At 67.7% G+C, this 12,973-nt stretch carries 7 protein-coding genes; 6 read left to right on the top strand and 1 reads right to left on the bottom strand.

Annotated features, from left to right (window positions below; all coding sequences use genetic code 11):
• Window positions 1-276: 276 nt before the first annotated feature.
• A complete protein-coding gene (locus AAHK21_RS25465; protein ID WP_367858749.1) occupies window positions 277-6,618 on the top strand; it encodes an amino acid adenylation domain-containing protein in 6,342 nt (2,113 codons plus the stop codon).
• 31 nt (window positions 6,619-6,649) lie between these two features.
• Here AAHK21_RS25465 and AAHK21_RS25460 read toward each other — a convergent pair whose 3' ends face one another.
• Window positions 6,650-7,294: a helix-turn-helix transcriptional regulator gene (locus AAHK21_RS25460; protein WP_367858748.1), complete on the bottom strand. Its 645-nt coding sequence runs from the start codon at window positions 7,292-7,294 to the stop codon at window positions 6,650-6,652.
• A 310-nt stretch (window positions 7,295-7,604) separates the two neighbouring features.
• On the opposite strand from AAHK21_RS25460, the gene AAHK21_RS25455 reads away from it, so the two are divergent.
• From AAHK21_RS25455 to AAHK21_RS25435, 5 genes are all read left to right on the top strand, one after another.
• On the top strand, window positions 7,605-8,648 hold the full coding sequence (locus tag AAHK21_RS25455; protein ID WP_367858747.1) for a methyltransferase: 1,044 nt from the start codon (window positions 7,605-7,607) through the stop codon (window positions 8,646-8,648).
• Window positions 8,648-9,541 carry a VOC family protein gene (locus tag AAHK21_RS25450; RefSeq protein ID WP_367858746.1) on the top strand — a complete coding sequence of 298 codons (894 nt, stop codon included), beginning with the start codon at window positions 8,648-8,650 and terminating at the stop codon, window positions 9,539-9,541. Before AAHK21_RS25455 ends, AAHK21_RS25450 begins: the two co-directional genes overlap by 1 nt.
• A 65-nt stretch (window positions 9,542-9,606) precedes the next feature.
• A complete protein-coding gene (locus tag AAHK21_RS25445) occupies window positions 9,607-10,617 on the top strand; it encodes a formylglycine-generating enzyme family protein (RefSeq protein ID WP_367858745.1) in 1,011 nt (336 codons plus the stop codon).
• 34 nt (window positions 10,618-10,651) lie between these two features.
• Window positions 10,652-11,248, top strand: a complete 597-nt coding sequence (gene ribA / locus AAHK21_RS25440) for a GTP cyclohydrolase II RibA (protein ID WP_023630993.1) — start codon at window positions 10,652-10,654, stop codon at window positions 11,246-11,248.
• A 24-nt stretch (window positions 11,249-11,272) separates the two neighbouring features.
• Window positions 11,273-12,964: a WD40 repeat domain-containing protein gene (locus tag AAHK21_RS25435; RefSeq protein WP_367858744.1), complete on the top strand. Its 1,692-nt coding sequence runs from the start codon at window positions 11,273-11,275 to the stop codon at window positions 12,962-12,964.
• The last annotated feature ends 9 nt before the right edge of the window (window positions 12,965-12,973 follow it).

Here is a 12,973-nt window from a genome sequence, read left to right as displayed (position 1 = left end):
AGAAAAGTCGGTGTTTTTCCCGTTGTGTGCCTTGCGGCTCGCAGGATTGTCGGACAATTGGTGTCAGTAAGCGGCCAGATCGGCGGCGTTTGCCACGCTCGCTCACAGGGGTAGGTCGCTGCCGGTTGCCCGCTGGCGTCAATGTCCTACAAAAAATTCCGCAGGTTCAGGCTGAGCAAAATGGCCCCTGCCATTGTCCGGGTTTGGGGGGCCATACAGGGGCCGGGGTGGGTGCTTGAATCCGCGGACGACCCCGTTTCAAGGAAGATTCACGCCATGTCCGCCGCCGACACCTTTCCCCTGACCTGCGCCCAGCGCGATATCTGGCTTGACCAGATCAGCCATGGCGATTCGCCGCTCTACAATGTCGGCGGTTATGTCGAGCTCGATGGCCGTGTGGACAGCGGGCTGTTGAGCCAGGCGCTTGACCATCTGGTCCGCGTGCACGACGGGCTGCGCACGGTGCTGGTGCGCCAGGCCGGTGGCGATGGCCTGGCGCGCCAGCGCTTCGCCCGCGATGTGCGGGTCGCGCTGGACGAGCACGACCTGCGCGACCAAGATTCGCCGTTCGAGGCGGCGCAGGGTCTGATCAAGACGTTGCTGCAACAGCGCTTCGCCCTCGAGCGCGGGCCACTGGTGCGCGTGGCGCTGCTCCACCTGAGCGAACGCCGCAGCCTGTTGGTCCTGCAAGGTCACCACCTGATCTTCGACGGTTGGGGCCTGGAGCAGTTCGTCCACCAGCTGGGGCAGTACTACGGTTGGCTTGAACAGGGCCTGGCGTTGCCGGACTCGGCGCCGTCCTACCAGGCCTTCATCGAGGACGACCTGGCGTATCAGGGGTCGGCACGCCAGCAGCGTGACCTTGCCTACTGGCTGGACAAGTACCGGACGCTGCCCGATGCGTTGCTCAGGCTACGCGAGCAGGGGCTGCCCGCCAGCGCCACGCCGAGCAATGCGCTGGAGCGCAGCTTCGACACCGGACTGCTGACGCGCATGCACCAGCTGGCCGCCGAGTTGCAGGGGTCGGCCCTGCATGTGTTGTTGGCGGCGCTGCATGTCTGCTGCGCCCGGGCCTGGCAGCGTGACGACTGGGTGATCGGCTTGCCGGTGCGCAACCGCGGCAATGCCCGGGCCAAGGCGACGCAGGGAATGTTCGCCCAGGTCAATGCGTTGCGCATGGACTACGGCAGGACCTTGAGTTTTGCCGAGCTGGTGCGGCGCATTGGCGACACGCTGAAGCGCGACCTGCGCCACCAGCGCTTGCCGCTGAGTGAGCTCAACCGTGCGCTGGGCTTGTCCCGCGAGGCGCGCGGGCAGTTGTTCGAGATCACCGTGTCCTACGAGGAAGAGGGCCACGACTTGCGTTACGGCAGCCTCGGCGCGCACAGCGTCAAGGTGTGCAACGACCACGAACCCACGCCGTTGTCGCTCTACCTGCGCAGTAACCCGCACAATGGCAAAGCCTGGCTGCACCTGGTGTACAACCAGGCCTGGCTGGCACCCGAGGACGTCGAGGTGTTCAGCACGCGCCTGCTTCATGTGCTGGCCCAAGGGCTCGAGCAACCTCAGGCGGGCATCGACAGCTACGACCTCTTGCTTGCCGAGGAACACCAGCGCCTGCGCCAGTGGAACGCCACCGCCCAAGACCCGGAGGGCCCGGCCTTGATTCACCGCCGTATCGAGGCCCAGGCCGCAACACGCGCCGAGGCGACGGCCGCCGTGCATCAGGGGCGCAGCCTGAGCTATGGCGAGCTGAACGACCGCGCCAACCAGCTGGCCGCGCAACTGCTGGCCATGGGCGTGCTGCCAGAGCAGAGGGTGGCGGTGCTCGCCCGGCGCGGCCTGGACACCCTGGTCGGCTTGCTCGCGGTGCTCAAGGCCGGCGCGGCCTATGTGCCGGTGGACCCGGCGCACCCGAGCGAGCGCCTGCAGTACCTGATCGACGACTGCGCACCGAAGGTGGTGCTGACCCTCTCGGGCCTGCGTGACCGCCTGCCGGCCACTGACGTGCCGGTGATCGAGCTGGACCGCCTGCCATCGGCCACGGCTGGGCAGGCCAACCCCCAGGTAGAGCGGCTGTCCGGCGCCAACCTGGTCTACGTGATCTACACCTCCGGTTCCACCGGCCAACCCAAGGGCGTGATGGTCGAGCACCGCATGCTGGCCAACCTGGTCGACTGGCATTGCGCCGCCTTCGATCTGCGCCCCGGCAGCCATACCTCCAGCCTGGCCGGTTTCGGCTTCGATGCCATGGCCTGGGAAGTCTGGCCAGCCCTGTGCGCCGGCGCGACGCTGCACCTGGCGCCGGTGGGTGAGGGGGGCGAGGATATCGATGCGCTGCTGCGCTGGTGGCGCGCCCAGCCGCTGCAGGTCAGCTTCCTGCCCACGCCCGTGGCCGAACACGCCTTCGCCCAGGGCGAGCCACACCCGACCTTGCAGACCTTGCTGGTCGGCGGCGACCGCCTGCGGCGCCTGGCGCGGGAGCGAGGTTGCCGGATCATCAACAACTACGGCCCGACCGAGGCCACGGTGGTCGCCAGTGCTGGCGAGGTGCACTCCGGGCAGGTGCTGCATATCGGCGCGCCGGTGGCCAATGCGTGCCTGTACGTGCTGGACGCCCAGGGCCGGCAACTGCCGGTGGGCGCCGTGGGCGAGTTGTACATTGGTGGCGCGGGGGTCGCCCGTGGCTACCTGAACCGTCCCGAACTCACCGCCGAACGCTTCCTCGACGACCCGTTCACCCAGCAGCCTGGCGCGCGGATGTACCGCACAGGAGACCTGGTGCGCTGGTTGCCCGAGGGCACCCTGGAATACCTCGGCCGCAGCGACGACCAGGTGAAGATCCGCGGTGTGCGGGTGGAGCTGGGCGAGATCGAGAGCGCGCTGGCCAGCCATGCGGCCGTGCGCGAGGCCGTGGTACTGCTACGCGATGGGCAACTGGTGGCCTGGTATGTCGCCGGGCAGGTGCTGACCCCGCTGGACCTGCACAAGCACCTGCGCGACCGCCTGCCCGCGGCGTTGCTGCCATCGGCCTATGTGGCGATGGCGGCCTGGCCGCTGACCGCCAATGGCAAGCTCGACCGCCGCGCCCTGCCGGCGCCGGGCAGCGAAGCCTCGGTGCGGCGCACCCACGAACCGCCGCAGGGCGAGCTCGAGCAGCGCCTGGCCGCGCTATGGGCCGAGCTGCTGGAGGTGGAGCAGATCGGGCGGCATGATCATTTCTTCGAACTGGGGGGCCATTCGCTGCTGGCGGTACGCCTGATCGAGCGCATGCGCCAGGCAGGGCTGCACGCCGATGCCCAGGTGCTGTTCGGCCAGCCGACCCTGGCCAGCCTCGCCGCGTCGCTGGGCAGCGCCCCCGCGCAAGCGGTACCGGCCAATCGCGTGGCGCCGGGTTGCCAGCGCATCACCCCCGAGATGCTGGCCTTGACCCACCTCGACCAGGCCAGCATCGACCACATCGTCGGCACGGTTCCGGGCGGCGCGGCCAATGTGCAGGAGATCTACCCCCTGGCGCCGTTGCAGGAGGGGCTGCTGTACCACCATCTCACCGACGAGCGCGATCCCTATCTGCAACAGGCGCTGTTCGCCTTCGACAACAGGGCGGCGCTGGAGGCGTTCAACCAGGCGATGGCCCGGGTCATCGAACGTCACGATATCCTGCGCACCAGCCTGGCCTGGGACGGCCTGGCACAGCCCCAGCAGGTGGTGTGGCGCCAGGCCTGGTTGCCATTGAGCGTGCTCGGGCCCGGCCCGGGCGACGCGGCCACGCGGCTGCGCGAGCAGGGGCTGCGCCTGGACCTGCGCCAGGCGCCGATGATGGCCCTGGCCTGTGTCGAGGACAGCGCCCAGGCGCGTTGGCTGGGCCTGCTGCATTTCCACCACCTGGTCAACGACGCGGTGTCGGTGCAGGTGCTGCTCGCCGAGCTGGCGACGCTGATGGCAGGCGAAGGCCACGCACTGCCTGTTCCGGTGGCTTACCGCAACTATGTCGCGCTGAGCCGCGATGAGGGCCGGCAGGCGGGTCATGAACGCTACCTGCGCGAGGCCCTGGCCGGGGTGGAGGCGCCGCCCCGGCTGGCCGGCATGGCTGAGGGGCCGCAAGGGGTGGCACAGGTCGAGACCTGCGCCGTCTCCGTGCCCGAGGGCCTGGCCGCCACCCTGCGCCAGCGCGCGCGCCAGCACGACGTTGGCCTGGGCAGCCTGATGCACCTGGCCTGGGCGCAGGTGCTGGGGGCTCTGGGCGGCCGTGACGAGGTGGTCTTCGGCAGCGTGCTGCTGGGCCGGGTGATGGCCGGCGAGGGCGCCGACCGGGCACTGGGCATGTTCATCAACAGCCTGCCGCTGCGGGTGTCGCTGGCCGGGCGTGACGTGGCCCAGGCCCTGGCCGCTACCCACAGCCAACTGGCGGCGCTGCTCGGGCACGAGGACGCGCCATTGGTCCTGGCCCAGCGTTGCAGCGGCCTGCCGGCCGGCGTGGCACTGTTCGACAGCCTGCTCAATTATCGGCATGGCACGGCGCAGACCGTATCGTTGCCGGGCGTGACGCTGCTCGAGGCCAGCGAGGTGCACAGCCATGCCCTGGTGCTGACCGTGGACGAGCAGGGCGATACCTTGCACCTGAGCGTGCGCGCACCCCGTGAGCTGGGCGCCGAGCGCGTGCTCGGGCATGTGTCGTGCGCGCTGCGGGCCTTGGCCGAGGCACTGGCCAGCGAAGCCCCGGTGGCGCTGGAATCGCTGTCGACCTTGCCGGAGGACGAGCGCCGCTACCTGCTGGAGACCGTCAACGCCACCGAGCTGGCGCTGGACCCTGGGTACCCGCATCTGCCTGCCCTGTTCGCCGCCCAGGTGAGGCGCGCGCCGGATGCCGTGGCGCTGCAGACCGAACAGACGCAACTGACCTACCGCGAGCTCGACGCCCAGGCCAATCGCCTCGCGCACCACTTGATCGGCCTCGGCGTGCGGCCCGACACCCGGGTCGCCGTATGCCTCGAACGCGGCGTGGCGCTGATCGTCGGCCTGCTGGGCGTGCTCAAGGCCGGTGGCGCCTATGTGGCGCTGGACCCCGACCACCCCGACGAGCGCCTGCACTACCTGCTCGCCGACAGCGCCCCGCTGGCACTGCTGGTGCAGGGCGCCACCCGCGGCCTGTTCGATGGCCAGCCAACACCGCTGGTGGACCTGGACCAGGGCGCCTGGCAGGCGCACAGCGACCAGGCGCCCGAGCTGGCGGAGCTTGGCGGCGGGCACCTCGCCTATGTCATGTATACCTCGGGCACCACCGGCACGCCGAAGGGCGTGATGGTCGAGCACCGCGGGCTGTGCAACCTGATGCGCTGGGGCAGCGACCTGTGCCCGTCGCAGGCCGATGACGCGTTGCTGCAACGGGCGCCGTTCAGTTTCGACGGTTCGGTGTGGGAGCTGTTCTGGCCGTTGTGTGCAGGGCTGCGCCTGGTGCTGGCGCGCCCCGACGGTCACCGTGACCCGGCCTACCTGGCGCAACTGATCCAGTCCCGCAGGGTGACCATCGTGAAGTTCGTGCCGGCCTTGTTGCATGCATTCCTCGACACCCCGGGCGTGGAGCGCTGCACCAGCCTGCGCGATCTGTTCTGCGGTGGCGGCGAACTGACCCTGGCACTGGCGCAGCGCGTGCGCGAGCGACTGCCCCAGGTGCGCCTGCACAATGTCTATGGCCCCACCGAGGCCACCGTCGACAGCACCGCCTGGACCTTGGAACCGCAGCAACCACTGCCCGTCGTCGCCCCGCCGATCGGGCGGCCAATCGGCAACACCCGCCTGTATGTGCTCGACGCCCATGACCGTCCGGTGCCCATGGGGTGCGCCGGCGAACTGCACATTGGCGGCATCGGCGTGGCCCGTGGCTACCTGAACTTGCCGGCGCTGCAGGCCGAGCGCTTCATCGCCAGCCCGTTCGTGGCCGGTGACCGGCTGTATCGCACCGGCGACCTGGTGCGCTACCGCGCCGATGGCGAGCTGGAGTTCCTGGGCCGTAACGATTTCCAGGTCAAGCTCAATGGCCTGCGTATCGAGCCAGGCGAGATCGAGGCCCTGCTGGCGAGCCATCCGGCCCTGGGCCAGGCCGTGGTGCTGGTGCGCGATGATCGCCTGGTGGCCTATGCCAGCTGCCGCGATGGCCACGCCGCGCCCGCGCTGGAAGCGTTGCGTGCCTACCTGCTGGCGCGCCTGCCGACCTACATGGTGCCGTCGGCCTACGTGCTGCTGGCCGAGCTGCCGCTGAGCGCCAATGGCAAGGTCGATCGCAACGCCTTGCCGCTGCCGGGCGCTGCGGCGGTGATCAACCGGGCCTACCAGGCACCGCGCGATGAGCTGGAGCAGGCCTTGGCGCAGATCTGGACCGAAGTGCTGAAGATCGAGCAGGTCGGTCGCGACGACAACTTCTTCGAGCTGGGCGGGCATTCGCTGCTGGCGGTCAGCCTGGTGGCACGCATGCGCCAGGCCGGCCTGCACGCCGATGCACGGTTGCTGTTCAGCCAGCCGACGCTGGCGGAACTTGCTGCCAATACCCGGCGCGATCAGGTGCAGGTGGAGATTGCCCAGACCACCGTCCCGGTGCTGAAGGGCAGGCGGCGGATCTGATAGCGTCGCGTGACGAGCACTGCGTGGGGGGCTACTTCGGCGAGATGCGATAGACGCAGCGCCGGTCCCCCGAGATCAGGTGCTCGCAGCGCTCCACCAGCCCTTGCTCGCCGATCGCCGCCTGGAACACCTGCAGCTCGCTGCGACAGAACCCCTGGCAACGGGTGGCGGCGATACAGATCGGGCAGTGGTTCTCGACGATCAGCCAGTTGTCGCCTTCGGCCTGGATCTCGGCCATGTAGCCTGCGCGTTCACGCAGTTGCACAAGGATACGCACCTTGTCTTCCAGGCTTTCGGCACCTGCGCAGGCTTGCTGGTACTCGCGGCTGTTGCTGTCTTCCATGCGGCTGATCAGGCGGTCGACGCCGTCGCTGCCGAACACCTGCTCGACGCTCTCGATCAGTTGCAGGGTCAGCACGCTGTGGGAATCGGGGAAGCGGCGCTGGGCGGCGGCGGTCAACGCCCATTTCTGCGAGGGCCGACCGGCGCCCTTGGCCGGCACGCTGATGCCGCTGATCAGCTCGGCCGCCTGCAGTTTCTGCACCTGCTGGCGGGTGGCTTCGAAGGTGATGGCGAGCAATTGGGCAAGGTCGGCGGTCTTGAGCGGCCCGCGGGTCTTGAGCAGGAACAGGATGCGGTCGGCGGTGCAGTTCGAATCTACGGTGGTCGAGGTCATGGAGCGCTGGAAACCGGGCGTGAATGAGCGGATCGGGCACTCTCCTGGGCCATCCTTTGCGCAGGCAAGTGGGCGAAGGATAGCCCGGATTCGCGGTGATTTGTGCAAGGGGAACGATTATCGATGAGAAAATTTATATGCGATAAAAATATAAAAGGTATTAGTTGTATTTATTTGATCCGCGTCTAGGCTGATCTGCGGAGCCTGTGCTTGCCGGTCCCAGGGAGGGGTGCGTGCAAGTATGTCGACACCTTGCTGGCAAATGCCGGGCATGGGCCCATCAACAACAACTCGACAGGGATGTGAGTGCATGAATGCCCAGAAACCCGTGACCATCTATGAACACGCCGATGAAGTGAGCAGCCTGCAAAGCGTGGTCGACCTGGTGAAGCTCTCCGACCAGTACCGCCAGTCCGCCATCCTGCATTCGGCGCTGGCCCAGCGCGTGTTCGACCACACCCGCCAGCCAGCCGGTGCCGAGGCTTTGAGCGATGCGCTGGGTTGGGTGCCGAACAAGGGCCGTATCTTCCTCAACGCGCTGGTCGCCATGGGCCTGCTCAAGCGCACCGCCCAAGGCTTCGAGAACCTGCCGCTGAGCCAGCGTTTCCTGGTCAGCGACAGCGCCGAGTTCATCGGCCCTATCATCGACCACCAGCGCCTGCAGTGGCACAACTGGCCACGCCTGGACGAAGTCCTGCGCAGCCGCGCCTCGCTGGACTTCCAGCAGGAGAACCGCTTCAAGCACGACCTCGCGGCCCGCGATGCCTTCAACGACGCCATGGTCCGCTTCAGCCAGCCCATGGTGGATGTGCTGCGTGACCTGCCGCTGTTCGACAAGGCCCGTCGGGTGATCGACCTCGCCGGCGGCCACGGCACCTACCTGGCCGAGATCGCCAGCCGCCATCCGCAGGTCAAAGGCGAGGTCTGGGACCTGGAACCCACCCGCGAGGCGGCCGCGGCCACCTTCGCCAAGTACCGGCTCGACGACCGTCTTGGCTTCCATGCCCGCAACCTGTTGGACCTGGCCCAGTACCAGGGCGAGCGCGCCGATGTGGTGATGCTCAACGACTGCCTGCACTATTTCACCCGTGAGCAGGTGCGCACCCTGATCGCCGGTGCCGCCGGCATGGTCGAGGGTGACGGCGCGCTGCTGGTGCTGAGCATGGCTCTGGAAGACGATGAGATTCATCCGGCCTTGTCGGCTGACTTCTCCCTGCACATGATGCTCAACACGGTCAACGGCGAACTGCACCCCAGCCGCTACCTGATCGACAGCATGGCCGCGGCGGGGCTCACGGTGGAGCAGGAGCCGATCGGCCGCTATACCCTGCTGATCGGGCGGAGGGCTGCCTGATGTTGCGTCTATTGGCATTGCACGCCGCGCCGCTCGGTGACGCGGCTGCCCAGGCCCTGGACAGCCTGGGCAGCGCCGCGGCGGCAGCGGGTTTCAGCCTGCAGGTCAGCCAGAAGCCGGCCGGCCAGGGGCCGGTGGACGCGGTCTGCCTGCTGCTCGACAGTGCCACGCCCCCCGCGGCGCTGAACACCCTGCTCAGCGAGGCTGCCGGGCTGTGCCGCAATACCGCGCTGGTGCTGGTGCGGGTGCAAGGCACGCTGGCGCAGCTGCCGTCCGCCACGGGGGTGATCGCCCAGTGGCAGCAGGCCAGCCAGGGCTTCCTTTACCCGTACCCGCTGGATATCGCCAGCGGGCAGGTGCCTGGGGTGGCGATCAAGGACTGGCTGGCGGGCTTCGCCAAGTTCGCCGCGGCAACCAAGCTGTGGCGCTCCCTCGACGGCCTGGGGCTGGACGAGGCGGCGCGGGCCAGGCAGCGCCCGGAAATGAACCACGTGAACATCCTGACCCGCGACCTGGAGGCATCCAAGGCCTTCTACAGCGACATACTCGGCGCCAACTACTGCTACAACCTCGGCCCGCGCAAGGCAGTCATGGAGCTTAACGGCTTCGACTTCTTCATCGAGCAGAGCGAGTCGTTCAGCTACCCGGCCGGCTACCACATCGGCATACGGGCACTGCCCGAGGATGTAAGGCGCATTGCCGACCAGGTCACCGCCGCCGGCACCATCAAGCTGGTCAAGGGCAACGGCCCGGCACCGGGTTATCACCATGGGCCGGACAACGTGCGCAGCGCCGTGTACTTCGAAGACCCTGATGGGCTGGTGGTCGAGGTGTACAGCGCCGAAGTGGAGATGATCGAAAGCAACCCGCGGTTGCTCCTCGACCGTCTCTGATCCCACGTCGTCACACGCCTGCCGCGCCTTTGCGCGTGCCGGCGTGTGCCCAGGCAGGTATTCGCATGAACAGCTACAAACAGTGGCATTGGCCACGGCTGCCCAGCCCGCTGCCCAAGGATGTCAGCGACCGGGCATTGATGGGCTATCCCGAGCAGTACCAGGAGCATCCCCTGCAGGCCAAGGTCGGCGAGGCGTTCGCCGATCTGCTCCAGGCTCCGCTGGATGTCCTGCTCGCCATCCTGGAACAGCCGCGCCAGCCTTTGGCGCGTCGCATCGGCGCCGGCGAGGTGCTGGCGCTGCGCGGTGATCCACGTATCGACACCTTCGCCCCGGACATGATCGACATTCCCGCGGCGCGGGTGCACATCGGCCTGGACCCAGGCGCGGTGACGCAGGTGATGGACCAGTTCGACGGGCTGGGCCTGGACCGCAGCTGGATCGACAAGGAGACCCCGCGCCACGCGGTCGAGCTGGCGGCGTTCCGCATCGCCCGCTTCCCGGTCACGCACCAGGAGTATCGCCAGTTCCTGCTCGACAGCGGTCATACCGGCATCCCCGACGGCTGGGCCTTCGGCCGCTACCCACGGCACCATGCCAACCACCCGGTGTACAGCGTCTCGGCCAGTGATGCCGATGCCTATGCCCGCTGGCTCAGCGAGCGTACCGGCCGGCGCTTTGCCCTGCCCACCGAGGCGCAGTGGGAGTATGCCGCCGCCGGCCCCGAAGGGCGCCAGTTCCCCTGGGGTGACGCCTACCAGGTCGAGCATGCCAACACCGCCGAGCTGGGCTACCTGGACAGCACGCCGGTGGGCGTGTTCATCGACGCCGCCTCGCCGTTCGGGGTGCTGGACATGGCCGGCAACGTCGAGGAGTACGTTGCCGAGGACTACCAGCCTTACCCCGGTGGCCCGCGCATCGAGGACGACCTGGTGCTCGATGTCGGCCCCCACCGCGTGGCCCGCGGTGGCAGCTTCACCCGTTTCCGCGACCTGGCGCGTACCGCGCGCCGCCACGGGCGTTACCCGCGACCGATCTACGTCATGGGTTTGCGCCTGGTTGAAAACCACAACTGAGTTTTTCCGTCTTCCGTGCAAGAGGTCTGATTCCATGAACAAGGATGTTTCGCTTCACACCATCGTGCCGATTTCCATCCTCGGCGGCGATGTCGATGCTCATTTCTTCGGCTTCAACGGCTTCGCGCGCGACCAGGAGCATTTCGCCGTGGGCATCGGGCGCGATCAGTGCGACGTGCCGCTGGTACGGGTGCATTCCGAGTGCATCACCGGCGATGTGTTCGGCTCGCAGCGCTGCGATTGCGGCCCGCAACTGCAGGAGGCCCTGCGTACCCTCAAGGAGGTCGGCGGCTACCTGATCTACCTGCGCCAGGAAGGGCGCGGCATCGGCCTGTATTCCAAGTTCGAGGCCTACCTGCTGCAGGACTCGGGCCTGGACACCTACGAGGCCAACCTGCGCCTCAACCACCTGGCCGACTCGCGCTCCTTCGACCCTGCCGTGCAGATCCTGCGCGCCCTGGGCGTGGACCAGTGCCGCCTGCTGACCAACAACCCGGAGAAGGTCGCCCAACTGCGCGCCGGCGGCATCGATGTGATCGAGCAGGTACCCACCGGGGTATTCCTGACCAACCACAACCGCAACTACCTGCAGGCGAAGGCCGTCAAGTCCGCCCATTCGATCAAGCTCTGACCTCCAGCGAAAAAGGATCTTTCGATGAAACACATTGGCCCTATCAGCGGTATCGCCGCCCATGCCGCGCATTTCGTCGCCACCGCCGGCTACGACAACCAGGTGATCCTGTGGAACGCCACCACCGGCGAGCCGATCCACCGTGTGCACCATGACCACCTGGCCAACCAGTGCGCCTTCAGCAGCGACGGCAAGCACCTGGTCAGCGCCAGCAGCGACTACACCGCGCGTATCTGGGAAGTGCCGAGCATGCGCCTGAAGGCCGTGCTGCAGGGGCACAACGACGACGTCGAGATGGCGGTGTTCTCGCCCGACAGTCAGCGCGTGGCGACCTGCTCGCGTGACCACGTGCTGCGCATCTTCGACCTCGATGGCGTGCAACTGCAGGCATTCCATGGCCACCAGGCCGACGTGATCTCGGTGGTCTGGTCGCCGGATGGCCAGCGCCTGATCTCCAGCAGCGACGACGGCACCGTGCGTCAGTGGGACACCCGCAGCGGCCAGCAATGCGATGAGGTGGACATCGGCGGCGTGGAAACCGACACCATCGCCATCACCCGTGAAGGCGTGGTGTTCGCCGGCGATGACGAGGGGCGCATCTCGATCATCACCGACGGCCAGGTGCAGACCGTGCCGGCCCATGCCGCAGGGATCAAGCGCATTGTCTGGAACGACGACAAACGCCTGCTGGTGAGCCTGAGCTATGACCGCTCGGCGATCCTCTGGACCTTCGATGCCGGGCGCAACCTGGTCAAGCGTCGCAGCACCGCGCTGCCGAGCATCGTCTGGCCACGCAGCTGCGCCTTCGTCGGCGACGAGCAGCTGGTGTTCGCCACCTTCGGCTCGCGCTACGCCACCTGGAACTACGAGCAGGACCAGTGGCAGGTGTCGGGCATCGAGCCGGCGGTGAGCATCAATGCCGTGGTGCGCAGCGAAGAGCGCCAGTACAGCATCGGCGACGCGGGCATCCTGCACCGTGACGACCAGCCGGTGACCTGCGTCGGCAGCCTGTGCAACTTCCTCCTGCCGTTCGGCCCGCTGCTGCTGACCGGTGGCCAGATGGGCCAGGTGTTCGATGGCCTGTCCGGGCGCATGCTCTACCAGCACCGTTCGCCGCTCAACTGTGGCGCCACTTTCGTCAAGCAGGGCGAGGACCTGGCGCTGATCGGCACCTACACCGGCGAAGGCCTGGTGTTCGGCCATGACGGCAAGGGCGGCCTGCGCCTGGTGGCGTCGATCCCCATGCACGACAACGCGATCAAGGGCGTGGCCGCCGACGAGCGTCACCTGTTCAGCGTCTGCGCTTCGGCCGACGCCGCGTTGCACAGCATCGCCGACTTCAGCTGCGTGCGGCACATCGAGGCGGCGCATACGCGCATTTCCAACGGCTGCTGCCCGATCACCGGCGGTTTCGCCAGTATCGGCCGCGACCTCAAGTTGCGCCTGTGGCTGGAGACCGGCGACGAAGTGTTCGATTCGCCGCACCAGCATTCGATCAAGTGCATCGCCGCCTCCAGCGATGGCCGGGTGATCGCCACCGCCGCCTACAACGGCACCGTGGCGCTGTTCGACCTGGCCTCGAGGCGCTGGCTGCCGGTGCAGCGGCCCACCGCCAGCGGTATTTCCTGCCTGACCCATGACGCGGCCAGCGATGCGTTCCTGGCCAGTTCCTATGATGGGCGCATCTACGGCATCGACGCCCGCCTGGCATCCTGAAGGAGCAGC

Origin of the sequence: Pseudomonas sp. TE50-2 (assembly GCF_040813665.1) — a bacterium.
GTDB lineage: Bacteria > Pseudomonadota > Gammaproteobacteria > Pseudomonadales > Pseudomonadaceae > Aquipseudomonas > Aquipseudomonas soli.
This window is presented reverse-complemented; position numbering and strand designations above follow the sequence as displayed.